Source organism: Rhizobium sp. BK529 (assembly GCF_014194105.1).
GTDB lineage: Bacteria > Pseudomonadota > Alphaproteobacteria > Rhizobiales > Rhizobiaceae > Rhizobium.
Genome location: NZ_JACIAU010000002.1, coordinates 234,249 through 258,649, shown reverse-complemented (window position 1 = coordinate 258,649; position 24,401 = coordinate 234,249). Strand labels below are relative to the sequence as shown.

Genomic DNA, 24,401 nt, shown 5'->3' with positions numbered 1-24,401 from the left:
TATGCAAAGTGTGGCCCAAAACGCGTGCAAAGTTCTTGCATTCTTCATGCTGATGGAGAAGATTATGCACGGTTCGTGAGGATTTTGGAGATTTCGCGCAATGGATGAGCAGCTCGACAAACTGGATTTGCGCCTGCTCCAGGAGCTTCAAAAAGACGGGCGATTGACGAACAACGAACTGGGGGAGCGGATCGCGCTTTCACCCTCGCAATGCTCGCGCCGGCGCACGCGACTGGAGGCCGAGGGATATATTCGCAGCTACCGGGCCTATCTGGATCAACAGAAGTTGGGGCTGGATATGCTGGTGGTCATTTCCGTGACGCTTGCGACCCACAACAGGGATAATGCGCGCAGATTTTCGCAGCTGATCAACGGTTTGCCGGAAGTTCTCGAAGCCTATGCGCTGACCGGTGAAATGGACTATCACCTGAAGGTCGCGACCCGCGGGCTCTCCGACCTCTCCAAATTCGTCAACGACGTTTTATTGCCCCACGAGTCGGTACAGCACGTCAAGACGTCGATCGTGCTCGATACGCTGAAGACCTTCGAAGGGTTTCCGATACACATGCCGAGCAGCTGGCATGGCGACAGCACGCGGTGACCCGGCACCAAGTCTCAGAGCGGCAGTTCGGTCGAGAATTTCAGCTCGCGCAGCACAAAGCTGGATACGACCGTGCGCACATGCGGATTGCGCATGAGATAGCGGGTCATGAAGGCTTCGTAGCTTTCCACGTCCTTGGCCCTTATCTTCAGCATGTAATCGAAGGCGCCTGACAAGGCGTAGCACTCCATGATCTCCGGCCGCTCCAGCACCACCGACGCGAAAGAGGCAACCGCTTCTTCGTGATGATCTTCCAGCGTCACATGCGCGATGACACAGAGCTTGAGATCAAGTTTTCCGGGATCAAGCAACGTTACGCGTTTTCGGATGACGCCATCGGCTTCCAGCTCCTGGATCTTCCGCCACGCCGAGCTCTGCGACATGCCGGCTTTTTCCGCGAGGTCTGCCAGCGAAAGGCTGCCGTCGGCCTGAATGAGCCGCAGAAGCGTACGGCGAAAATTCCCAGGTTCTTTCATCTTTTGCATCATATCAGGGAATATTTCTCACTATTATGGCAATAGTCGCCTGGAAAGAAAAGAAAATCCTCCAAATTCGGATCATAATGGCAGGAATATCGCTGTGCCTGGGAGGATCAGCCTATGACCAAGGAAAGCACCTACACCGCCAAACTGCCCGGTCTGGATGGTTTGTATTCCTACACTCCCGAAGAAGATGCGATTTGGGGCGAGCTGTACCGGCGTCAGATGAAACTTCTCGCCGATACGGCCTGTCGCGAATATCTTGACGGCGTCAAAATGCTAGGGCTGAAGCCAGACAAAGTGCCTCAGCTTCTCGATGTGAACCGGCGTCTAAATGAAACCACCGGCTTCGGCGTCGAGGGCGTTCCGGCGCTTATTCCGCCCTCGCGCTTTTATGAACTCCTGTCGCAGGGCAAATTTCCGCTTGCAACGTTCCTCCGCCGCCGCGAGCATATCGACTATATCGAGGAACCGGACCTGTTTCACGAGGTTTTCGGGCATTGCCCCATGCTGACCAACCAGAGTTACGCCAATTTCGTCCGGCATTTCGGCGAAACTGCCGTCCGCCTTGGTAAGGGTTACTCATGGCATCTGTTCCGGATCTTTTGGTTCACCGTCGAATTTGGCCTGATCAATACGCCGCGGGGCCGCCGCTGCTTCGGCGCGGGCATCGTCTCATCGCCAAGCGAGGCGAAGGCGGCAACAGAAGGCACGGCGTGCGAATTCAGACCGTTCGATCTATTGACCGTGCTGAGGACGCCGTACCGGATCGATATTCTCCAGCCAATCTACTATGTCATCGATAGCTTCGCGGATCTTGAAGCGATCGTGGAGCAGGATATCGAGGGCACGATTCTGAAGGCGAAATCGCTGGGTGATTTTGCCCCCGCTTTCGAGGCCAAAGCTTCCTGAATCGCCGGATGATCGACCGCCTGAGCAGGACCGAGCCGGACTACCACCGGATTGGTTCATGGAGCCATAAACCCTTTGCCGCCAGTGCAGCGGCATACCTTGCAGGGGGCACAGTGAACGTCACCGAACCAATGACGCTCACGTTGAGCCGCGACAACAAGTAGGAATATTTTTCCTGCGGCACCGCACGAGCGGATAAATATCCCTGGGCAGCAGCAGGTGGCTGCGGGATAAGTGTCATCGACAAGAGAGGCCGATCGCCTCTCGCGATCGCTTGCAGTGAAAGCTCTCTCCTATGCGCCGGACCTCTGTTTGTCTTCGAATGTGCGGCCTGATTGGCTAATCCGTGCATTTGCGGTTATAGAGCCGCCAGTTTATGAAGACGAACGCTTAAGAGCATAGCATGACAACGCAACATCCGGGCCAACAAGCGGCTGCCAGCACCGCGGCAAACGGTCAGTTCGGAAGCGATCCGGCGGGCGCGATACATTCGGTGCCGATGGTGGCTTTCCAAGGCGCCGGAAAGCGCTACGGGCCTGCCGGCGAAGGAGGCTTCACAGCCGTCGAGAGCGTCGATCTCACCGTTGGCCGCGGCGCCATCACCGGCATTATCGGGCGCTCGGGCGCTGGCAAATCGACTCTGATCCGCATGGTCAACGGGCTTGAGACCGTAACGTCGGGCAAGGTGCTCGTTGATGGTGTGGACGTGGGGGCGCTCGGCGAGGACGGATTGCGGAGCCTGCGCCGCCAGATCGGCATGATATTCCAGCACTTCAACCTTCTGTCGTCACGCACGGCTTTCGACAATGTGGCGCTGCCGCTGGAGATCGCCGGCGTCGATAAAAAGACGATCCGCACCAAGGTCGGGCCGCTGCTTGATCTCGTCGGTCTCGGCAACAAGGCCGGCAGCTACCCGTCGGAGCTTTCCGGCGGCCAAAAGCAGCGTATCGGCATTGCCCGCGCGCTGGCCACCGATCCGAAACTGCTGCTATCCGACGAAGCGACCTCGGCGCTTGATCCGGAGACGACGCAGTCGATTCTTGAACTCCTGAAGCGGATCAATGCCGAACTCGGTCTCACAGTTCTCCTGATCACGCACGAGATGGAAGTCGTAAAAACCATCGCCAGCCACGTAGCCGTCATCGACGCCGGCCGGATCGTCGAATCCGGCCGCACCTTCGATGTCTACACGCACCCACAGCACGACACGACGCGAACGTTGCTCGCCTCGGCCCTGAAGCTGCCGCAATGGCTGCGCTCCACCGTCAAGCCGCAGCCGTCTGCCGGCGCCCGGGTGCTAGTCCGGCTGGTGTTTTTCGGGGATACAGCTTTCAAGCCGCTCACCGGTCGGCTGGTCGCCGAACTCGACTCCGACCTCAATATCCTCGCTGGCGCGATCGAGGAGATAGCAGGCGAGCCATTCGGTTCGCTTGTCGTCTCCTATTCGGCTGAGCCGGATGTCGTGGCGCGCGCCAATCGCTTCTACGCCGAAACAGGTCTCGCCACGGAGGTGCTCGGTTATGTCGCCTGATATGCTCTTCAACCTGCTCTCCAAGGCGCTGATGCAGACCCTGCAGATGGTCTTCGTCGCCGGTATCGTCGGCTCTATCATCGGACTGCCGATCGGCGTATTTCTTGCCACCAGCGGCAGAGGCGAGCTTTTTCCGGCGCCCACCACCAATCGCATACTCGGCCTTATTATCAATGCGGCGCGCTCGACACCGTTCATCATCCTGGTCGTTGCCATCGTACCGCTGACACGGCTTTTGACCGGTACGTCGATCGGGACCTGGGCCGCGATCGTGCCGCTCACTATCGCCACCATCCCGTTCTTCGCGCGCCTAGTCGAATCCGCGATCCGCGAGGTCGACAAGGGCCTGATCGAAGCCGCCCGCGCCATGGGGGCGACACCGTTCCAGATCGTCTTCAAGGTGCTGCTCGCCGAGGCGCGGCCGAGCATCGTCATGGCGCTAACGATGACGATCGTCAGCCTGATCGGCTACTCGGCCATGGTCGGGGCTGTCGGCGGCGGTGGTCTGGGTGACCTCGGCATCCGCTTCGGCTACCAGCGCTTCAATCCCGAGATGATGGTGCTCGTCGTCATCGTGCTGATCGTGCTTGTGCAGGCGGTTCAAAGCGCCGGCGACGGGCTTGCCCGGCGCTTCGACAAGCGCAACCGGAAGACCTGATCTCTTACATGCATACCCGATAGACATACCAAGGAGATACCAATGAAGAAGTTCATCATCGCAGCCGCGATTGCGGTCTTTGCTGCTGGCTCGGCCTTCGCCGAAGACATCAAGGTCGGCGTCACGCCGGGCGAGCACGCCCAGATCATGGAAAAGGTTGCCGAAATCGCCAAGACCAAGGGGCTCAACATCGAGATCGTCGAATTTTCTGACTATGTCGTACCGAACCAGGCGCTCGCCGATGGCGACATTCAAGCCAACTCGTTCCAGCACCAGCCCTATCTCGACAATCAGATCGCCGATCGCAAGTTCGACCTCGTCACCATCGGCACGACCATCACCACCCCGATGGGCGTCTACTCCAAGAAGGTGAAGAGCCTCGATGAGTTGAAAGAAGGCGCGACCGTCGCCATCCCGAACGACCCGACCAATGGCGGCCGCGCACTTCTGGTTCTCGCTAGCAAGGGCCTGATCAAGTTCAAGGAAAACCCGGGCATCAAGGTGACTGTCGCCGATATCGTCGAGAACCCGAAGAACATCGAGTTCGCCGAGATCGATGCCGCGCAGCTGCCGCGTTCGCTTGAAGATGTCGATGCCGCCGTCATCAACACCAACTATGCCATGGAAGCCGGCCTGCATCCGAAGACCGACGCTATCGCCATCGAAAGTGAAAAGTCGCCTTACGCTAACGTCATCGTCGTTCGCGCTGCCGACAAGGACGCGCCCTGGGCCAAGACGCTGGTCGAATCCTATCACGATGAAAGCATCCGAAAGTTCATCAACGAGCAATTCAAGGGTGCCTTGATCCCGTCCTGGTAAGGCCGCTACACGCAGTAATGACACGGAACGGTCCGGCCCTGCCGGGCCGTTTTTTGTTGATCGGCGGCTGGAATCGATACGGTTTAAGCCACTGGATTGAATGGCTGGGCGTCCGTGGCGTGAGGCGCCTGAGCCGCAACTCTCAATTTCATCGATATCCGTCCCATTCGCCTCTTTTCGTTGGCTGGTAGAAGTCGGGACGTCGGGATTGCTAGCGGGGCTGTTTCTCATCCGCTTCAACCAACGTTTCGAAGCTGCCGTCCTTTCTAATTATGGAGAATGACAAGACAATCCCGCTCTCCTCTCCCCGAGGCGGGATCGGCAACCTATATCAGCGCCAAATCATTGCGCAGTATTTGCTGCCCTTACACGGAGACCTGTATGAGCCAAGACCCATACGAGCTTCTGGGCGTGAAACGGGATGCGACCCAGAAGGAAATTCAGAGTGCATTCCGCAAGCTCGCCAAGAAGCTCCATCCCGACCTGAACCCCGGCGACAAGAAGGCCGAGGCGAAGTTCAAGGACATTTCTACCGCTTATGAAATCCTGGGCGACGAAGAAAAGCGCGGTCGCTTCGATCGTGGCGAGATCGACATCACCGGAGCCGAGCAGCCGCCCCGCAGCTATTATCGCGACTATGCCTCGGCGAGCGGCCCGGGCGACGCCTACCATAACGGCGCCGGCTTTGCCGATTTCGGCGAAGCCGACGATCTCTTCGCAAGCTTCTTCTCGCGCCGTGCCGCGGGTGGCGGTAGGCAGTTCCGCTCCCGTGGCCAGGACATGCACTTCTCGATGGACGTCGATTTCCTCGATGCCGTCAACGGGACGAAGACGCAGGTGAAGTTGCCGGACGGACCGGCGCTCGATGTGCAGATCCCGCCCGGCTCGCGTGACGGCCAAACGCTGCGTCTGCGCGGTAAGGGCGAGCCCGGTGTCGGCGGCGGCCCCGCCGGTGATGCGCTGATCGATATCCGCGTACGCCCGCACCGCTTCTTCACCCGCACCGGCGACGATATCCGCCTCGACCTGCCCGTGACGCTTGCCGAAGCGGTGCTCGGCGGCAAGGTGCGTGTGCCAACGCCCTCCGGCCCCGTCAATCTGACGCTGCCGCCCAATTCCAGCAGCGGTAAGGTCCTGCGCCTGAAAGGCAAGGGTGTTCCAAAGCGCGGTGGCGACGCCGGCGATGTCTATGTCACGTTGAAGATCATGCTGCCCGATCAGCCGGACGAGCAGCTGGCTGCCTTCGTCAGGAACTGGGCGGGCGCAAACGCGCATGATCCCAGGAGCAAGATGGAGATCTGACCATGGACGATCATGAATTCCGTCTCCACCTGAAAATCGAAGTGAGGGAACTCGACCTTTGGGTAGAGCAGGGCTGGCTAGTTCCTGCAATGCGTGAGGGCCGGCGCCGGTTCGGCGATGCCGATCTCGCCCGCGCCCGTCTCATCCTCGATCTGACGCACCGCATGGGCGTCAACGAGGCCGGCGTCGATCTCATCATGGACCTGGTCGATCAGTTGCACGGTATGCGCGGCACCATGCGCCAGCTCGTGACGGCGATCAACAGGCAGGATGCGAAGATCCGGCAGCGACTGCTTGGCGCACTGGGCGAACTCGACGATATCGGCCGCTTATAGATCAGGTACGGCTTTCACTAATTTCGTCCGGCACTCGCTTGTGCACGTTTCCTGGTCTCTAACGACAATGCTCCGCAAGGGCAAGACTGAGATGCCGCACGACCCGTGACGGACCGGTGACCTGTGGCAAGGCAAGCTGTTCGGGCACCTCAATTCGCCACGACATGCTTGCCTGTGCAGGCCTTCACCGCTGCCAGTCACGGAGCCGCATTTGGATGGCTTGAAGAAGCGGCCGGGCTTCGGCATTCGCAGAAGCGGGCTCCGAACCTTTCTCCCCGATGAGATGGATGATCTCATCGGCGATCCTTTCCGCATGCCGGGTGGCGTCGAGGCGCGGCCACGCAACGGCTCCCGTATCATGCGCAAGCTGATGCGCCAGAATATCAACCGTCGCGTCGGAGGGGCCGCCGATGCGGGTCGCAACGCGCCGCAGCAGCAATGCCGGATCAGCTTCGAGCCAGAAGGCCGAGAAGGGATGGTGGCATTCTTCTGCCGCTACCTCGATCATCCGCCGGTTGGCCGGTTTGTCGAAGACCGCATCGGCCACCGCGGAGCCGCCTTCTGCAAGGATGAGGCGAGCTCGCCAGGCCATCTCCTCATAGACCTTTGCGGAGATCTCGGGCCGATATGCAGCCTGCGGCAGCCTCGTCTCGGCCGGAACGCCATGCATTGCCTTGCGAATGCGATCGCTTTCGATGATCCGCGCGCCCGGCGCCTGGCCGATGCGCGGCGCCAGCGCCTCCGCAAGCGTCGTCTTTCCCGATCCGCTGAGGCCGCCAATAGCCACGAGCCGTCCCGCCGCCGGCTGCAGCAAGGAGCGGGCAAGCTCAAAATAGGAGCGCGCCTCGCCGGCCAGCATCGCCGCCCGTTCACCCGCGTCTTCCGCCTGGGTGGCGGTCACATGCGCCCGCACAGCCGCGCGCACGGCGATGAAGAAAGGCAGCGCGGCAAAGCCGGCTTCCTCGTCCATCTCGTCGAGATAACGGTTCATCACCAGATTTGCGTATTCGGGATGCCCGCGATGCCAGAGATCCATCAACAGGAAGGCAAGGTCGTAAAGGATATCGGTCGTCGCGATCTGATCGTTGAACTCGATACAATCGAACAGGCAGGGTTCGCCATCGAGCAGGAAGATATTGCGAAGATGAAGATCGCCATGACAACGCCGAACCTTGCCCGCCTGTTCCCGCTGGTCCAGCAATTCCGCCAGTTGCGCCAGACGGCGATCGAAGGCCGCTGTCAGTTCGCGAACCTCTTCGGCAGAAAAAACATGGCTGGTCGCAAAGCCGGCCTCGTTGACCTTCAAAACGGCAGCCATATTGGCCGCGCCTGAGCTGTCATGGATGATCGGGGCGAGACGGTGGAACCGGACGATCGCCTTCGCCAGCGAGCTCACCATCGATGCCGTCAGTCCGCCTGACGTGGCGACACGGTCGAGCAACAGCGACTGATCGAAACGCTGCATCTCCACGAGAGCATCGACCAATTGCCCCTGGCCGTCGAGCGCAAGATTGCCGTCCCCTTCCTGCGTGATCGTCCTGACGCCGAGATAGATGCCGGGCGCGGTTGGAGTATTCAACTCGATTTCCTTGCGGCATGCGGCGAGGCGTATCTCCGGAGAGGAGAAATCGGCATAGGGCAGCTTCACGGCGCGCTTCATCTTGTACGCCCGCTCCCCGGCCAGGAATATCCGCGATATATGCGTCTCGATCGTTTCGACAGGCGCAGCATTTCGGGACAACGTGTCCCTGAGAAAGGAAATGGTTGCCGACTGGCCTTCGGTGATCATCTGCAGACCTTTCAGTTCCCCTGGCTTCGTCAGTATTGCGATCCTCCCATGACAACGCATTGACCCGCATCAATGATCGGATCGATGCCGCAGAATAGGGAAGAATCGACAGCGTGGCGCTGGCGGGGAGATGATGATGGGCCTGTCTTTATCAAGACGATCGAAACCGGATCCGATACCGCCCCATCCCGATAGCGCCACTCAAGGCTTCAGGACAGCCGCGCCGCTCAGACGGCCGGCGCGTAGATCGTCAAGCGCCGCATTGGCATGCGCAAGCGGATAGGTTTTCGTGTGGGTTCGGACACCTGCCTGATAGGCAACGGGGAAGAATTCCTCGGCGTCCTTCCTCGTTAGATTGGCGACCGAAACCACCGCTCGCTCCCCCCAGATCAGCGAATAGGGCATTGCGGGCAGGTCGCTCATGTGGATGCCGCCGCAGACGACCCGGCCTCCCTTCCGCACCGCCTTCAATGCGGCAGGCACGAGTTCGCCGACGGGCGCAAAAATGATGGCCGCATCGAGCGCTACAGGCGGCAGTTCATGCGAGCCTCCTGCCCAGACGGCGCCGAGTTCGAACGCGAAGCGTTGCGCTGTCTCATCGCCCGGGCGAGAGAACGCGTAGACCTCGCGGCCCTGCCAACGGCAGATCTGCGCGATGATATGCGCGGCCGCGCCGAACCCGTAGAGCCCTATCCTCTTGCCGTCACCTGCCTTCTTCAGCGAACGCCAGCCGATGAGGCCCGCGCAGAGGAGCGGCGCAAGCGCAACCGGATCGGCCGAACTGTCGAGTACAAAGGCATAGTCGGCATCCGCAACGACATGGGTGGCAAAGCCCCCGTCACGCGTGTAACCGGTAAACTGTGGCTCGTCGCAGAGGTTTTCCTCTCCGCTCCGGCAGAAGGAGCAGCAACCGCATGTGTGACCGAGCCAGGGCACGCCGACCCTTTGCCCGATGCGCGACGGCCCGACCCCCTCCCCGACCGCCTCGACGATGCCGACGGTCTCATGGCCGGGAATGAGCGGAAGCTTCGGATTGGGGAGATCGCCATCGCAGACATGAAGGTCCGTCCTGCACACGGCGCAGGCCTCGACCCTCATCATCAATTGCCCCGCTGCGGGCACGGGATCAGGCCGATCCATCGCACGCAGGGGCGTCCCGATCGCTTCCAGGACCATTGCCTTCATGAGCTGCTCCTCATCGTCAGGATGTCATGATCTTGAAATCACGACAAACGGTCATTGACGGTTGTCAAAAACAGGCCATGTGCGCCCATGGGAATTCGTCTCCGCGAGGATTTGATCCGACGCAATGGGGCCGCCAGCTGTGATTGGCTTTCGTGAAATCAGGGAGATCGAGAAATGGAACGTCGTCGCTGGCAAGACCACAGCGCCTTCATCATCGCTGTATGGCTTATCGCCTCCCCCTGGGCACTTGGAAGCTTCAGTCCGGACTCTGTACCGCTCGGCACTGACGCCTGGAACGTCCTCATCTGCGGCATCGCCGTCGCCATCCTCAGCGCTGCAGCACTCGCCTCCTACCGTCTGTGGGAGGAGTGGGTGAATCTCTTGATCGGTATCTGGCTCATTGTTTCGCCATGGATATTCCACGACGCCGCAAAACCGCTCTTCGTCTGGAATGCACTGATCTGCGGCATCTTTCTTGTGGTTCTCGGCATATCCGTTCTTCGCAGCACGAAAGCGCGAGAAGGCCGCTGAAGAACCCTTACTGCTGTGATCGGACCATCAGACGATGTCGATACTGATCATGGCGGCGCTTTCGGCGACTCAGTCTGGCGCTCAACGTCTGACCCCACCAGTGCTGCCGGATGCCCGTGATTTTTCGGGCCTCTTCAACCCGGCTCGATGTTCAGGCACGCATGCATATGCCCCGGTGCTACCTCACGCAATTCCGGTCGCCTGGAGCAGCATTGGTCCGTCGCCATCGGACAGCGCGGATGGAAATGGCAACCGGAGGGGGGATTAAGCGGCGACGGGATTTCACCGTTGATTGGCATGAACTGACGGCGCTGGAGAGAAATCTTCGGCATACCGTCGAGCAGCATGCGCGTATAGGGATGCGTCGGGGCGGCGAAGAGCTGCTCGGTTTCCGCAAGTTCCACAACACGGCCAAGATACATGACGGCGACGCGGTCGCAGAGATGGCGGATGACGCCGAGGTCGTGGCTGATGAAGATCATGGCGAGACCGCTGTCACGCTTGATGTCCATCAGCAGATTGATGATCTGAGCCTGCACCGAAACGTCGAGAGCCGCCACTGCCTCGTCGCATATCAGCATATCCGGCTTGACGGCGAGCGCCCGTGCAATGCCGACGCGCTGGCGCTGGCCGCCGGAAAACTGGTGCGGATAGCGGTTGATGCTATCGGCCGGCAGACCGACGCGAGCGAGGATGTCGATGACGTAGTCGCGCATCTTCGAGCGCCGCACCAGGCCATGCAACACGGCCGCCTCGCCGACGATCTCGCCCACCCGCAAGCGCGGATTGAGCGAGGAGAGCGGGTCCTGGAAGACCATCTGAATCTTCAGTGCGTCCTTTTTGCGAGCAAGGAAGCTCTCATAGACCTCGCCTCGAAATCGCCGCTCGCCTGAGGAAATCGGCAGGATGCCAGCGATCATACGCGCCAAAGTCGATTTCCCGCAACCGGACTCACCGACGACGCCGAGCGTTTCACCGGCCTTCAGCGACAGCGAGACATTATCGACGGCACGCAGGGCGGCGGGCGGATGGATGTGAGCAAGCCTGTCCGCCAGTTTCTGCAGGGCGCTGCGCCCCACCGTGAAGCTGCGCGACAAATCCCTCGCCTCGAAAATGGTCTCTTTCACGCTTTCAGTCCTCGAATGGATGGTAGCACCAGATGCGGTGCGTGGCAGATGCCTCCGTCGCCGACACCGGCTCATTGCAGACCGCTGTGGCACGCTCGCAGCGGCTCGCGAAGGGACAGCCCTTTCCGAGCGTCAGCAGCGAAGGCATGTTGCCCGGGATCTGCTTCAGCTTTTCGCCCGGCACGTTGCGCGAGGGCACGGAATCGAGGAGCTTGCGGGTATAGGGATGGCGCGCCGCCCCGATGATTTCCTCCGTCGTGCCCACTTCCATCGTCGCGCCGGCATACATGACCATGATCCGGTCGGCGAGTTCGGAAAGCGTCGAGAGATCATGAGTGATCCAGATCATGCCAAGGCCACGCTCGTCGATCTGGCGGCGGATGTGGTAGATGATCTGCGCCTGGATGGTGACGTCGAGCGCCGTCGTCGGCTCGTCGGCGATGATCATGTCGGGATTCATCAAGAGAGCAGTGGCAATGACGACGCGCTGGCGCATGCCGCCGGACATTTCGTGCGGATAGGCATTCAGCCGCTCTTCAGGAGAGGGAATGCCGACCGCTTTCAGCACCTCGATGCAACGGTCGTGCATTTCCCTGCGGGAAACGTTTTCGTGCTCGCCGATTGCCTCATACATCTGGTCCCGCACGCGCATCAGCGGGTTCAGCGTCATCAATGGATTCTGGAAGACCATGGCGATCTTCCGGCCGCGATAGGGGCGCATCTCCTCAAAACTGAGCGCGGTCAGCTCCTCGCCGTCAAGCATGATCGAGCCGGAGACGATACGGCCGGGCTCGTCGATCTGGCCCATGATCGACATGCCGGTCACCGATTTGCCTGAGCCGGATTCGCCGACGATGCCGAGCACTTCGCCGCGGCCGAGATTAAAGGAAATGTCGCGCACCGACTTGATCACGCCCTGACGGGTGAAGAACCAGGTATTGAGGCGGTCGACCTGAAAGAAGGGTTTTGTCATCTCCGGCTCCTCTAGTGGTCGAGTCGCGGATTGTTGAGATCGCGCAGCCGATCGCCGAGCAGGTTCATGGCGACGATCATCACCAGCAAGGCAACACCCGGATAGATGCTGATCCAGTATTTATGCGAGAAGATGAATTCATAGCCGCTGGCAATCAGCATGCCGAGCGAGGGGCGGCTCAGGGGCAGGCCGACGCCGAGGAAACTCAGCGAGGATTCCAGCGAGATCGCAGCGGCGATATTCAACGTGAAGAGCACGATGATCTGCGGCATGCAGTTCGGCAGCACGTGACGCAGCATGATACGCATCGGCGAAAGGCGCAGACAGCGGGCCGCCTCGACATATTCCTTGCCGAGCTCACTCATGGCGAAGGAGCGTGCGGTGCGCGCATAGTAAGACCATTGCACAATGACGATGGCGAGCACCACCTTGCTGACGCCGTTACCGAGGATGGCGAGGATCGCCAGACCGACGAGCAGTGCCGGCAGGCCGAGCATGAAGTCGACGGCGCGCATGATGAGCGCGTCTGTCACTCCGCCCCGCCAGGCAGAAAGCAACCCGAGACCGGTACCGATCACCAAAGCGGAGCCCGCCGCCACGAGACCGACGAAGACGCTGATGCGGATGCCGTAAAGGATCGCCGAAAGCATATCGCGGCCGAAGCTGTCGGTACCGAGGCGGAAGACGAAGCCGGTTTCCTGATCCATCGACTTCGCGATGGCGACGAAGCTGAAATTCGTCGGAAGCGTTCCGGTCAGCCTGACCTTGCCGCCCTCGGGATTGGTAACCGTCCACCAGGGCTGGACGATGTGTTTCTTGCCGCCCTCGATTGTCACACCCGCCGGCAGGTTGCGGATCTGCAGGCTGGCGAGCGGCGTGCCTTCCGGTTGGATGCCGACGCTCAGACAGTTCTCGCCGCAGGACGTCGTGACGATCGTCTCGCGGGTCTGGGCCGTCGCGGCGGGCTGGGCCGAGATCGCGGCTCCTTCAATACGGAAATCGGCGCGGATCTCTTCACCGGGCAACACGTGTTTGGAGCCGGCAGGCTTCAGCGCATCCGAAAGCTGCAGCTTGGTCAGGTCGTAAGGATCGGTGGGTGAAATCAGCGGCGCAAAGAGTGCGCAGAACACGAAGACGAGACAGATGAGAAGGCTGATGACGGCACTGCGGCTTTCTGCAAAACGCTGCGCGAAGTCCCTGAAACCGGTAGTGCTCATGATGCGCGCCTCAGAACGGATTTGACGCGCGGATCGATCGCCATATGCAGGACATCGACGATGAAATTGATGGCGATGAAGAGTAGCGCCGTATAGGTGAGCTGCGCGACGATTAGCGGTCGGTCGAGAACCTTGATCGAGTTGATGAGAAGTTTGCCGAGCCCCGGCCACGAAAAGACTGTTTCGGTGATGACGCCATAGGCGAGTAGATTGCCGAGTTCGATGCCGGTGACGGTGATCAGCGGCACCAGCGCATTGCGCAGGATATGGCCGACGACAACCTTGCGGGTGCGCACGCCCTTGGCATAAGCGAACTTGATGAAATCGAGGCGCGAGATTTCCATCGTTGCAGCGCGCGTGACACGCATCAGGAGCGACATCTTCAGAAGCGCCAGGCTGAAGGCAGGCATGACGATGTGCGACCAGCCATCGAGCGTCCAGAGACTGGTGGTGATGCCGAGATGGGTGGCGACCTGTCCCCTGTCGCCGACGGGCAGGATTGGGAGTGCAATGCCGAAGGCGACGATCAGCAGCATGCCTTGCCAAAAGGTGGGAATGCTGACGCCGATCAGCGAGAAGGCCATGATACCGCGGCCGATCGGCGATTGTGGTCTCAGCCCCGCATAAAGCCCGGCAGGCACAGAAATCGCGATCGCGATAATGAAGGCGACCGCGCCGAGTTCCAGACTTGCCGGCAGGCGCTGCAGGATGATGCTGACCGCCGGCTCCTTATAGACGAAGGAGGCGCCCCAGTCGCCATGGGCGGCATTGTTCAGAAAGACGAGATATTGCTGCCAGAGCGGCTTGTCGAGGCCGAGCGCGGTGATCGCCGCAAGCCGGTCCGCCTCGGAGGCCTCCGAGGAGATCAGGATATCGGCCGGATTGCCGATCATCCAGACACCGACGAAAAGCACGACCGACAGAACAAGGACGACGATTATACTTTGCAGCAGGCGTTGCAGCACGAAGGGGAGCATCAGCGGTCGGCCCTCAGGTAGACGTTGATGTTGCGCGCTTCGGCCGTCGGGATCGCCTCCGCGATATCAGCGGCCAGTGATCCATAATACTGCGCATATTCGGCGCAGATGCCGCTGATGCTGCCCTTTTCGAGTCGGCCTTCGATATCCGAGGCGAGCTGCGCGCCACCCGGCAGATGCGCAAGCTCCTCCAGGAACGGCGACTTCCCATCGGCCGCAGCGATCGCGGCGTCATGCACCAGCTCGTGGCCCCGATGCTTGCCGAGCGTTTTGCCGAGCTGCATCATGGCATATTCGCCGAAGATCGAACCATGCGACAGGTCGAGATTGGCCCGCATCCGTGCCGTATCGACATGGAGGTCACGCACCAGAAGTTCGGTCCGCACGAGGATTTCGGAAATGGCGTTGATGACCTCGGCCAGTCCGTCCTCGAACATCTGATTGGCGCTTCCGTCCGACTCGAAGGGGCGGTGTGCTGTCGCCATCAGCATGCCGGCGCAGGAATAGAGCCTGTTGCTGTTGGCGACGATGCCGTAGCAGAGGATGGGGTTGATCTTCTGCGGCATGGTGGAGGAGCCGATGGTGCCTTCGATACGACCCTCATGCAACTCTCCGTATTCTTCCGATGCGCTCTGATAGACCTCCTCGGCGATCTTATGGCAGACGGAGGCCGCAAGGCTCAGTGCATTGACATATTCGCACATATGCGTGCGGATCGCCCGCGAGGGAATTGCCATCTCCCCCATGCCGAGCAAGGCAGCGACACGCGACTGGAAGGCAGGGCCTTCACGGCCGAGCGCCGAGAAGCAGCCGACCGCGCCGCCAGTCATGACCACGAAAGCCCGCTTTTCGGCTTCCTTCAGCCGGTCCGCGGCCTGCAGGAATTCCTCGATCCAGACGGCGACCTTGAAGCCGAAGGTGATTGGCACGGCGTGGCGGTAATGGGTCCGCCCTGCCATGACAGTATTGGCGTGGTTGCGCGCATGGCGTCCGAGATGACGCAGGATATCGGCGAGCAGTCCGTCAAGCACCGTCTGCGCACGCTTGGCGACCAGGAGCAGACCTGTCTGGATGACGTTCTGCGTCGTGATACCCCAGTGGACGTAACCGCCGTGCTCGGGTCCGCAGAGCCTGACGAGTTCGTTGATGAGCGGCATCAACGGATGTCGGGTTGTGCGGTAGGAGACTTCGAACCTCTGCATGTCGAGACGTTCACAGCGGCAATGGTCGGCGATAACAGTGGCCGAGGCCGCCGGTATCATGCCGAGCTCCCCCTGAGCGAGCGCCACGGCCTTCTCGACATCAAGGAAAGCCTGGTAGAGCGCAGGTGCCGCAAAGGCTTCCCGCAGTCCTCGATAGTCGTATTGCGACGCGAGCGCGTCGTTGAATTCAGTACCCATTTGGCTTCGAACTCTCGTGAGGAAGGAGCAAGGCGGAACGAAGCCGCCTTGCCAAGTTGCCGCGCGTTATTCGGGACGCGCTGTATAGAAAATGTTGGTCAGGTTTGCATTGGCATCGAAATGCACGCCGTTGCGCACGCCCCAGACGCCGAACTCGTGATAGAGCGGCACCAAAGCCTCGTCCTTGCGGGATTGGGCGACGGCGGAACGGAGCAATTCCTCTCGCTTGGCGTCGTCGAGCGTCGACTGCGCCTCTTCCAGGAACTTGTCGGTCACCGGGCTCGAATAGCGGCCACGATTGGCGCCACCCCAGCCGCGATCCGGATTGCGGGTGCCGACGACATTGATCATCTGGCTGAGGCCCTCGCCGGTATCGGCGGCAGCGCCCGCGAGGTAGAGGCTGAATTCGTAAGCGCTCGCCTTGGTGAAGTAGATACTGAGCGGGAAAGTCTCGAGCGTCACGTTGAGTCCGATCTGCGAAAGCATGGCCGTGACTGCCTGGGCCACCTGCGCGCCGTTGACGTAACGGTCGCTGGGCGCGCTCAGCGTCAGCGAGAAGCCGTTCGGATAGCCGGCCTCCGCGAGCAGGCGCTTTGCCTCCTGCGGATCGTAGGGGTAGGGTTCGAGCGTCGGATTATGTCCGAAGATGCCGTCGACGATGATCTGGCTCGCTGGCTGCGCCATGCCGCCCATGATCTTCTCGGCGATCTCGTCGCGGTTGATGGCGAGGCTCAGCGCCCGGCGCACGCGCGGATCGAGGAAAGGATTCTTGCCATTCGTGCCGGAAACTTTCGGCGTCGGTTCCTGGCCCTGGTCTGGCAGCAGGAAGATTAACAACGTCGAAGGCATGGAGGAAAGATGCAGCTTGTCGGAGGACTGGATACTGTCGATGCTATTGATCGGCACGGCATTGATGACGTCCACCGAGCCACCGAGTAGTGCAGCGATGCGGGCACTGTTATCGGGCAGCGATTTGACCAGCACGGTATCGTAGGCGGCGGGCGTGCCGTAATATTGTTCGTTGCGCTCCAGCGCGATCTCGACATCGGGTGTGAACGTCTTGACCTTGTAATGGCCAATACCGGGCGAGACTTTGCCATTGTTGAAGCCGGCCGTATCCAGCCAGTTGTCATTGCCGCAAGTCTTGTCGTCATAGGCCAGCGTACGGCCCGTGGGGTTTTCGACGATGCCGATATTGCTGAGGCTGCGCAGAAGGTTCGGATCGGGCTTCTTGGTGTCGATCTCAATCTTTCCGTCGCCGATATCCTTGATGCCCGCGATCGTGGCGATGAAACTGGAAAAGAGACCGGGGCAAGGCGGCTGACGAACTCTGCCTGACGGCCGGCGCCGTCAGTCGGCAGATCCAGAATCTCGAAACCTTTCTCGGCTGCGATCTCTTCGAGCGGTCGCATCGGCGCATTTCGTTTACGCCTGCCGGTGAGGTCTACTGGGCGAAAATTCATGGCTCGCTCGATGCGATCCGCGGTGTGACGAGCGATCTTGCCGTCGGCATTGAACGGCGGCCGCTGGTAATCGGCAGCCCGCGCGTCTTTTTGCAAAAATGTATCATGCCGGCGCTCGGCACACTTTACGCCTGCAGCCCTGATATCGTGGTGAAATTCGTCACCGGCGCTCAAGAGATCGAGAGCGTTGACGGCACCATTCATGTCGGCGAAGCGGTCAGCCGCAAGGGCTTCGTCTGTGAAATGCTCGGCGACGCCGACCTGACACCGGTCTGTAGCCCCTCGTATCTGCGCCGCGCCCCGAAACTCGAAACACCTGACGATCTGGAGTGCCATACACTTTTACGCTCGGCCGAATTCACCCGCAACTGGGAACGCTGGCTCGGCCCCCGCGCGCCAAGGATCTTCGCCCATACGCGCTTCATTGACATGGAAAGCTCCGGGCTTGAACCGACCGCCGCCGTCGAAGGTCTCGGTATCGCCATCGTGCGCCGTCGGCTGGTCGAGCAGGAGCTCGCCCACGGCCAGCTCGTCGTCCTCTTCGAAAACGAAACGGTACACGAACACTACTTCTTCCTGTTCGCCGAATCGAAGCTTCGATCCAGAACGTTCCGCCTCTTCCGCAACTGGCTTGGAGAGGAGCTGATGGAGTAGCGGTGCACCGTCTGCCGTACGCCGGCTAGCGACCGCCACCGATCCTCAACCAAACAGGACGATCCCGCCTCAGCCGACGCGTTTGGCTTTTGCGAGCGACCAATAGGCCGGTCCCGACTCGACCTTGTAGCCGATATCGACCCGCGGGTTCCTGGCGATCACGTAGGACAGCGCGATGACGCCAAGCAGCGGCAGGTCCGTCAGCACCTTCTTCTCCGCCTCCTGAATGAGGGCGATGCGCTTGTCGAAGTCCGGCTCGTTCTGCGCTTTGGCAAGGAGGTCGTCGATCCCGGGAATAGCGACGCCGTAGTGGCTGTAATTGCCGCCACCCTTGCCGTCGGTCTTGACCTCCGCGGAAGCGGCGAGCTGGGATGCGAGCGTCAGCGTTGGAACCGGCGGGAAGCTCGAGGAATAAAGCGCGAGCGCGTTCTTGTCCTGGCGATTGTCGGAGTGGAACGTGGTGTGATCGATGATCTTCAGGTCGAGCGTAATACCCGAGGTGCGCAACTGCTCCTGGATCATCAGCATGATCGAGGCATAGTCTTCCCGCTGGCTGACATAGCAGGGAATGGTAACGCCGTTGGGAAAGCCCGCCTCGGCAAGCAGTGCCTTGGCCTTTGCCGGATCCGGTTTGTATTGCAGTTCCACAGGTAGATCCGCCACCTTTACCGAGCCTGCAAATTGCGAGGCGATAATCCCGACCATAGGGCTTGCGATGCCCTGGAAAGCGGCGGCAATCGCCGCATTGTCGATGCCATAGCGGATCGCTTGACGGACCTTCAGATTGTCCAGCGGCTTGCGCGTCAGATTGATGTTCAGCGTGTTGTGCGAGCCAGGAGCCGTCGCGTCGAAGATGGTGTCAGCCGACCGCTGCTTCATCGTCTCGATCCATCCCGGCGCGCGCACGCCTTCGATCATGTCGACCTGACCGGCCGCGAAAGCGAGCGTTCGTGCGGTCGTATCGGCGATGAAGGTAATGCGAAGATTGGGGGTCGCCGGCGGTCCGTCGAAGTGTTCAGGAAAGGCAGTGAGAAGAAGGCCGTCATTGGCATCAAAGGTTTGAAGCTGATACGGCCCAGTACCGATCGCGTCGGTATTGAACCGCTCCCCTTTTTCCTCGAATGCCTTCTTCGATAAAATCGAGACGCTGAGTGTGGAAGCGCAGCTTCCATTGAAGAGCGGGTCAGGGCTCTTCAGGGTGAAGCGGACGGTCATGGGATCGACGGCTTCGCAGCTGGCGATATTGGCGTAGATCACCTTGTTTGCCGTCACCTGCTTGGGGTCGAGCTGCCGCTGGAAAGTGAAGACCACATCGTCGGCCGTGACCTCGCCGTAGTTCTTGTGGAATTTGACGCCCTTGCGGATCTTGTACGTCCATGTCTTGGCATCGGCCGACGATTCCCAACTCTCAGCAATGCTCGGCAGGAATTCATCCGGCTTGACGGCCCAACGACCCTCCGGTGGCTTCACCAGCGTGTCGAAGAGCTGGTTGACCGCCCAGTTGTCACCACCGTTCAGGCCAGTCTGTTGTGGATTGAGGCCGACCGGTGCGCGGGATGCGAGCGCGATCGAAATCGTGTCCATATCGCCGGCTCGGGCTCTGCCCAGACCGATCGTCGAAGCGACGGCGGCCGTCGTGACGGCCAGTCCGGATTGAACCAGAAATTCTCTACGTGACGAGCTCATTTCCTTCCTCCCAAGGATAGTGTTGCTGCGGCTAATGCTGAATTGCGATTTTGCGCCGCTCCATTTCAGCGGCATCGAATTCCATACCGAGGCCCGGTGCCTGCGGCAGTTCGAACCGGCCGTTCTTCGGCTCCGATGGATTGACAAATACGGGAGCTCCTCTCTCCCAGTTATCCGCCAGTTCAACCGGCTTGGCTAAATGCATGATGGTGCTGAGAACGTGAATATTGGCGAGATGGCCGACGGTCGGCTGCGTCTGGTGCGGCACGAGCTCGACGCCGGCGGCATGTGCGATGGCTGCACATTTCATGATGCCGGTAATACCGCCCATCTTGACGATGTCGGGCTGGACCATACGGACACCTGCATCGATGAGATCGCGCAGGGCCTGCAACGTGTAGGTCTGTTCTCCGGCCGAGACGGTAATGTCGAGCCGTTGCGCGACCTCACCCATGGCGCGGACGTTATAGTGCTGCACCGGCTCCTCAAACCAGGTGTAGCCCAGATCCTCCAAGACGCGGCCGACGCGCATGGCGCCGCCGACGGAATAGCCATTATTGGCGTCGAAGCCGAGAACGAAATCATCACCGAGCAGCTTGCGCACGGCTTTTGCCTTGGCGATGTCGCCGGGGATATCGACATCTTGACGGCTACGGTCGCCGTCCCAGCGGATCTTGACGGCAGCTGGATTTTCCTTGGCGACGCGCCTTTCGACGATGCGGACAACCTCGTCGACCGTTCTTGCCGCGTTACCGCCGATCGATGAATAGCAGGTAAGGCTGGTTTTCCAGGCACCGCCGAGCAACTTATAGACAGGCTGCTTGAACAGCTTTCCCTTCAGATCCCAAAGAGCAATATCAAGAGCGGCAAGAGCCGCAGTGGTAATACCTTCCGGTCCGAGCTTCACGCAGCGATGAAAAAGCTGATCGAGCAGAACCGCATGATCGAGAACATCTTTGCCCACCAGAAACGGCGCCATGTCCCGGGCGATGACGACCAGCGAGGCATAGCCCCCCTGCATGGGCGAGGCTTCGCCGAGGCCAAATTCGCCATCCTCCGTCTCGATGCGGACGAACGCGCTCTTCGATGAGCCGGCACCTTCGCCAAGCGTTATCTGAAAAGGTTCAACTTTGGTAATCTTCAATGTTCTTCCTCCCTAATGCGGCCTACCAGGTGGCCGCGATATATTTGGTCTCCGAAGATTCCAGGATGCCGTGATGAGCGCCTTCGCGCCCGAGGCCGCTCTGCTTGACGCCGCCGAATGGCGCGGCGGGTCCGAGACGATGCCGCGGTTGAGGCCGATCATGCCAGCCTCCAGTCGCTTCGAAACGCGCAGGCCGCGGGCGAGATCGCGTGTATAGACATTAGGCTGATGAGCTCGGCAAGCATGTCCTTGCCTTCGATCATCAACTCGAAGCAACGGCGCAGGATCTCCGACTTCCTGCGCGGAGCCGTCGCTGCCCAGGCCGGTCCAGCCTCGTAAGCGGCACTCACAGCATCGAGCGCATCCTCGATCGAGGCGTCCGCCACAGCGGCGATCACCACACCGGTCGAGGGGTCGAAGACATCGAGACGCTTGCCGGACGAACCGTCCCGCGATTTGCCGCCGATGAAAAGATCGGTCGGAACAGATTTGAGATCGAAACCGACCTGCGGGGTAATCTTCTGCGTCATTGTCATCGTCAGTTTATCTTTCGTGCACCTGCGTTGGCTCTCAGGCGGGCCCGATCGCCTGTGAAGGCAGCGTTCACCAGGATCGCCATCGTCGTCAGGTCGAGAGGACGCGGATTGTTCTTGATCAGCCGGGCGCTGCTCATGGCCTGTTCAGCCACCTGGGGCAGTTGCGCCACGACGATGCCTAGATCGGCAATGGTTTTCGGGATACCGATGGACGCGAAGATGGTGGCGACAGCATCGATCGTGGCGTCAGCCCTTTCGGAGATGGACTTGTCCGCAAGCTCCAGCCCCATCGCCTGGCCGATCTCGGCAAGCTCCAGTTCGCAATAGCTGCGGTTGAATTCCATCACATAGGGCATCATTACGGCCACCCCTGCTCCATGTGCGGTATGCGTCATCGCGCCTACGGGATATTGCACGGCATGCGCCGCCGCCGTCCCGGCCGTGCCGAAGGCAAGCCCGGCGGCGGTGGCTCCTAACATCAGGCGTTCGCGGGCTTCCCGGTCATTGCCGTTCTCACACGCGCGCTTCAGGCTGGCGGAAATGTGGGAGATCGCCATCAGCGCATAGGCGTCGCTCAAGGCATTTTTGCCGAGGAAGACATGCTCGTGGACGATGCTTGCCGTCGGCTGGCGACGGATCGTCGTATAGGCTTCGATTGCATGCGTCAGCGCATCCGCGCCGGAGACGGCAGTCAGGACGGGCGGGCAAGAATAGGTCAGTTCGGGGTCACAGATCGCGGTATGGCAGATCAGGTGCGGGCTGGCGATACCAACCTTGATCGCCCGGTCCGGGTCGGTGATCACAGCGACCGGCGTCACTTCCGAACCGGTTCCCGACGTGGTCGGCAGCAGAATGAGCGGCAGGACGGGCCCAGGAACCTTGAATTCGCCGTAGTAGTCCGAGGCCTTGCCGGGATGGGCGAGCAGCAGGGCCGCGACCTTGGCTGCATCGAGGCAACTGCCGCCGCCGATTCCGATGACAAGATCGACGCCGAAGGCCTTGCCGGTTTCGACACCCTTGGCGATACATTCGAGCGGCAGTTCGGCAATCGTGCCGTCGAAGATGCTGAACTCGACGCCTGCGGCCTTCAGCCCATCCATGAGCCTGCGGAAATCGGCGTCTTCACTCAAGCGGGCATCCGTAACGACGAGCGCACGGCGGCCGAGCCTGGCCGCATAGCCTGGAAGTGCGCCGCGCTGACCCGCCCCGAAGACGAGATTGCGCGGTGTGCGCATGGCTCCAAATAGCGACAAATCCAAACCTCCTGAATTTCTATGCCGCGGCCTTGACGCCGGCCAATACCTGTAGGCGTTCCCAGACCTCGTCCGCGATCGGGACGCCTTCGCTCAAGCGCTTGTCGCGGCAGGCGCGGCCACGCTCGCCCGGGACGAGCACCTCGGAAAAGCCTTCCGCCGGCAGTGCATTGCGAATGTCTTGAAGATATGCCTGCAGGTCGCGGCGCGGGCCGTCGATGACGATGAAGAGATCGCCCTTGTTGCAGACGCTGGTATCGTCAAGCGTGCCACGGACGTCACGGCCGAGCGCGGCACACGTCAGGCTGCTGACCATAAGCTCGAAGCCGAGGCCGAGCGCATAGCCCTTGGCCTGTCCGAAGGGCGCGATCGAGCCGTTCTTTGCCGCATTGGCATCGGTCGTCGGATTGCCGTCGGCATCGAGCGCCCAATGGGGCGGAATCGCTTGCCCGCGGCTGGCGTGATCGTGGATCTCGCCCATAGAGACTAAGCTGGTTGCGGTGTCCATCATGAATGGCTGACCGCCGGTCGGGACGCCGATGGAGATAGGATTGGTGCCGAGCATGGCCTTGCGGGCACCCCATGGATGCACCAGCGCCTCGCTGGTCGAAAGCGCGATGATGGTGAAGCCGTCCGTGGCGATACGTTCGGCGTACCAGCCAAGCATGCCGATATGATTGGAATTGCGGATGGCGCCAATGGCGACGCCGGTCTCCGTCGCCCTCGTCTTTAAGGCCTCCAGCGCCGCATTGGCGATCACAGGCCCAAGGCCCCGTTCGCCGTTAACTGCGAGGAAGGCGCTTCCCCGCCATTCGTGGCTGCCGCGCGCCTTCGGATTGGTCACGCCATTCTGGATACGCCGGATGATACGGTCGAGCCGCAACAGCCCATGGGACGATACGCCGCGCAATTCCGCTTCCATCAGCAGATCGCGCTGTTGGATCGCATGGTCACTAGGGACGCCAGCCCTCTCAAGAGCACAGTCAGCAAGATTCGCGAGACGGGCGGCATCAACAACAGTCACGACGTAAAATCCGATCGGATATCTGATTGCAGCGAGGCCACTATGCTGATAGGAGGATTTGGCGTCAAGGGAGCATATCGAGAATGGCAAAAGAGATTAACGGCTCAATTCGAAACGAGACCGGCCTGCTGCGTCGCCCGCCGCGCCTTGGAGACGAGGTCTACAGCGCCATCTATGCGCAGCTGATGTCGCTCAAGATTCCACCCGGAGGCCGTATATCCGTCGATAACCTCGTTCGCGAGCTCGGGGTTTCGCAGACGCCGATCCGCGAAGCGCTTTCGCGGCTGGAAGCTCAAGGCCTCGTCGTCAAGACGCATCTGATCGGCTACAGTGCGGCCCCGCAGATGGATCGCTACCGATTGCAGGAACTTTACGAACTGCGGCTGCTCGTCGAACCTTTCGCCGCAGCTCGCGCCGCCGAAATGATGAGTGAGGAGATGATTGCCTCTCTCGAAGCCATCGATGGCGAAATGCGTAGCATCCGGCAAGAGGATGCGCGGCTAGCCTATGGTCGGTTCGCCCAGAGCGACGGCGCCTTTCACGACATGATCGCACTCGGCAGCGGGAACGGCCTCATCCACGAAACGCTGACGCGCCTGCACACGCATGTGCATCTGTTCCGCCTTTATTTTCATTCGCGCGCGACATCCGACGCGAACGATGAACATGCCCGCATCATTCTCGCCATCAAGCAACGGGATTCGGCTGCGTCCGAAGCAGCGATGCGCGACCATATCGAACGGTCGCGCAAGCGCTTCATGGTCATCTTTACCGGAGAATAGGGCCGCCTTGCTGTCTTGCACGG

The 24,401-nt window shown here is 60.6% G+C and carries 24 protein-coding genes and 2 pseudogenes; 11 read left to right on the top strand and 15 right to left on the bottom strand.

Features of this window, described 5'->3' with window-relative positions:
• Positions 1-100 precede the first annotated feature (100 nt).
• Positions 101-601 carry an Lrp/AsnC family transcriptional regulator gene (locus FHX08_RS18320; protein WP_184327500.1) on the top strand — a complete coding sequence of 167 codons (501 nt, stop codon included), beginning with the start codon at positions 101-103 and terminating at the stop codon, positions 599-601.
• Positions 602-615: 14 nt separating this feature from the next.
• On the opposite strand, the gene FHX08_RS18315 is transcribed toward FHX08_RS18320, so the two are convergent.
• The gene (locus tag FHX08_RS18315) at positions 616-1,077 is read right to left on the bottom strand and encodes an Lrp/AsnC family transcriptional regulator (RefSeq protein WP_184327498.1); all 462 of its coding nucleotides are present in this window, start codon (positions 1,075-1,077) and stop codon (positions 616-618) included.
• A 123-nt stretch (positions 1,078-1,200) separates the two neighbouring features.
• Between FHX08_RS18315 and FHX08_RS18310 the strand changes: the two genes are divergently transcribed.
• From FHX08_RS18310 to FHX08_RS18285, 6 genes are all read left to right on the top strand, one after another.
• Positions 1,201-1,992: a phenylalanine 4-monooxygenase gene (locus FHX08_RS18310; RefSeq protein WP_184327496.1), complete on the top strand. Its 792-nt coding sequence runs from the start codon at positions 1,201-1,203 to the stop codon at positions 1,990-1,992.
• 499 nt (positions 1,993-2,491) lie between these two features.
• Positions 2,492-3,523, top strand: a complete 1,032-nt coding sequence (locus tag FHX08_RS18305; protein WP_132655433.1) for a methionine ABC transporter ATP-binding protein — start codon at positions 2,492-2,494, stop codon at positions 3,521-3,523.
• Complete coding sequence (locus FHX08_RS18300) at positions 3,513-4,181, top strand: methionine ABC transporter permease (RefSeq protein WP_184327495.1); 669 nt, start codon at positions 3,513-3,515, stop codon at positions 4,179-4,181. The genes FHX08_RS18305 and FHX08_RS18300 overlap by 11 nt, the downstream gene beginning before the upstream one ends.
• Positions 4,182-4,223: 42 nt before the next feature.
• A complete protein-coding gene (locus tag FHX08_RS18295; protein ID WP_184327493.1) occupies positions 4,224-5,000 on the top strand; it encodes a MetQ/NlpA family ABC transporter substrate-binding protein in 777 nt (258 codons plus the stop codon).
• Between the two features lie 381 nt (positions 5,001-5,381).
• Positions 5,382-6,302 (top strand): DnaJ C-terminal domain-containing protein, encoded by a 921-nt coding sequence (locus tag FHX08_RS18290; RefSeq protein ID WP_184327491.1) that lies wholly within the window; start codon positions 5,382-5,384, stop codon positions 6,300-6,302.
• A 2-nt stretch (positions 6,303-6,304) separates the two neighbouring features.
• Positions 6,305-6,637: a chaperone modulator CbpM gene (locus tag FHX08_RS18285; protein WP_184327489.1), complete on the top strand. Its 333-nt coding sequence runs from the start codon at positions 6,305-6,307 to the stop codon at positions 6,635-6,637.
• A gap of 184 nt (positions 6,638-6,821) precedes the next feature.
• On the opposite strand, the gene FHX08_RS18280 is transcribed toward FHX08_RS18285, so the two are convergent.
• Positions 6,822-8,426, bottom strand: coding sequence for a bifunctional aminoglycoside phosphotransferase/ATP-binding protein (locus FHX08_RS18280; RefSeq protein ID WP_184327487.1), 1,605 nt, complete (start codon positions 8,424-8,426; stop codon positions 6,822-6,824).
• A gap of 201 nt (positions 8,427-8,627) precedes the next feature.
• Positions 8,628-9,611, bottom strand: coding sequence for a zinc-dependent alcohol dehydrogenase family protein (locus FHX08_RS18275; RefSeq protein WP_132654772.1), 984 nt, complete (start codon positions 9,609-9,611; stop codon positions 8,628-8,630).
• A 174-nt stretch (positions 9,612-9,785) separates the two neighbouring features.
• Between FHX08_RS18275 and FHX08_RS18270 the strand changes: the two genes are divergently transcribed.
• A complete protein-coding gene (locus FHX08_RS18270; protein ID WP_184327485.1) occupies positions 9,786-10,142 on the top strand; it encodes an SPW repeat protein in 357 nt (118 codons plus the stop codon).
• Positions 10,143-10,276: 134 nt separating this feature from the next.
• Here FHX08_RS18270 and FHX08_RS18265 read toward each other — a convergent pair whose 3' ends face one another.
• The 6 genes from FHX08_RS18265 to FHX08_RS18240 all read right to left on the bottom strand — a co-directional run bounded on the left by FHX08_RS18265 (position 10,277) and on the right by FHX08_RS18240 (position 17,078).
• A complete protein-coding gene (locus FHX08_RS18265) occupies positions 10,277-11,269 on the bottom strand; it encodes an oligopeptide/dipeptide ABC transporter ATP-binding protein (protein WP_312862154.1) in 993 nt (330 codons plus the stop codon).
• A gap of 4 nt (positions 11,270-11,273) precedes the next feature.
• Positions 11,274-12,242 (bottom strand): ABC transporter ATP-binding protein, encoded by a 969-nt coding sequence (locus tag FHX08_RS18260; protein ID WP_184327481.1) that lies wholly within the window; start codon positions 12,240-12,242, stop codon positions 11,274-11,276.
• 11 nt (positions 12,243-12,253) lie between these two features.
• On the bottom strand, positions 12,254-13,459 hold the full coding sequence (locus FHX08_RS18255; RefSeq protein WP_184327479.1) for an ABC transporter permease: 1,206 nt from the start codon (positions 13,457-13,459) through the stop codon (positions 12,254-12,256).
• Positions 13,456-14,436, bottom strand: a complete 981-nt coding sequence (locus FHX08_RS18250; protein ID WP_184327477.1) for an ABC transporter permease — start codon at positions 14,434-14,436, stop codon at positions 13,456-13,458. The genes FHX08_RS18255 and FHX08_RS18250 overlap by 4 nt, the downstream gene beginning before the upstream one ends.
• A complete protein-coding gene (locus FHX08_RS18245) occupies positions 14,436-15,836 on the bottom strand; it encodes an adenylosuccinate lyase family protein (RefSeq protein ID WP_184327475.1) in 1,401 nt (466 codons plus the stop codon). The genes FHX08_RS18250 and FHX08_RS18245 overlap by 1 nt, the downstream gene beginning before the upstream one ends.
• Positions 15,837-15,902: 66 nt before the next feature.
• Complete coding sequence (locus tag FHX08_RS18240; RefSeq protein ID WP_312862162.1) at positions 15,903-17,078, bottom strand: ABC transporter substrate-binding protein; 1,176 nt, start codon at positions 17,076-17,078, stop codon at positions 15,903-15,905.
• A gap of 92 nt (positions 17,079-17,170) precedes the next feature.
• Here FHX08_RS18240 and FHX08_RS32065 point away from each other — a divergent pair.
• Both FHX08_RS32065 and FHX08_RS18230 read left to right on the top strand, forming a co-directional pair.
• Positions 17,171-17,218 (top strand): annotated as a pseudogene (locus tag FHX08_RS32065) (hypothetical protein); the annotation flags it as partial.
• A gap of 105 nt (positions 17,219-17,323) precedes the next feature.
• Positions 17,324-17,953: a LysR substrate-binding domain-containing protein gene (locus tag FHX08_RS18230; RefSeq protein ID WP_184327473.1), complete on the top strand. Its 630-nt coding sequence runs from the start codon at positions 17,324-17,326 to the stop codon at positions 17,951-17,953.
• 69 nt (positions 17,954-18,022) lie between these two features.
• Here FHX08_RS18230 and FHX08_RS18225 read toward each other — a convergent pair whose 3' ends face one another.
• The 6 genes and pseudogenes from FHX08_RS18225 to FHX08_RS18200 form a co-directional block, all read right to left on the bottom strand.
• On the bottom strand, positions 18,023-19,639 hold the full coding sequence (locus FHX08_RS18225; protein WP_184327471.1) for an ABC transporter substrate-binding protein: 1,617 nt from the start codon (positions 19,637-19,639) through the stop codon (positions 18,023-18,025).
• A gap of 31 nt (positions 19,640-19,670) precedes the next feature.
• Positions 19,671-20,783, bottom strand: coding sequence for a mandelate racemase/muconate lactonizing enzyme family protein (locus FHX08_RS18220; protein WP_132654756.1), 1,113 nt, complete (start codon positions 20,781-20,783; stop codon positions 19,671-19,673).
• A 22-nt stretch (positions 20,784-20,805) separates the two neighbouring features.
• Positions 20,806-21,002, bottom strand: a pseudogene (locus FHX08_RS32060) (aldehyde dehydrogenase family protein); the annotation flags it as partial.
• Positions 20,942-21,313, bottom strand: a complete 372-nt coding sequence (locus FHX08_RS18210; RefSeq protein ID WP_409527413.1) for an aldehyde dehydrogenase family protein — start codon at positions 21,311-21,313, stop codon at positions 20,942-20,944. The pseudogene FHX08_RS32060 and the gene FHX08_RS18210, both read right to left, overlap by 61 nt.
• A gap of 8 nt (positions 21,314-21,321) precedes the next feature.
• A complete protein-coding gene (locus FHX08_RS18205) occupies positions 21,322-22,572 on the bottom strand; it encodes an iron-containing alcohol dehydrogenase (protein ID WP_132654752.1) in 1,251 nt (416 codons plus the stop codon).
• Positions 22,573-22,591: 19 nt separating this feature from the next.
• Positions 22,592-23,596, bottom strand: coding sequence for an Ldh family oxidoreductase (locus FHX08_RS18200; protein WP_184327469.1), 1,005 nt, complete (start codon positions 23,594-23,596; stop codon positions 22,592-22,594).
• Between the two features lie 83 nt (positions 23,597-23,679).
• Here FHX08_RS18200 and FHX08_RS18195 point away from each other — a divergent pair, with 83 nt between their 5' ends.
• Positions 23,680-24,378, top strand: coding sequence for a GntR family transcriptional regulator (locus tag FHX08_RS18195; protein WP_132654748.1), 699 nt, complete (start codon positions 23,680-23,682; stop codon positions 24,376-24,378).
• Positions 24,379-24,401: the final 23 nt, after the last annotated feature.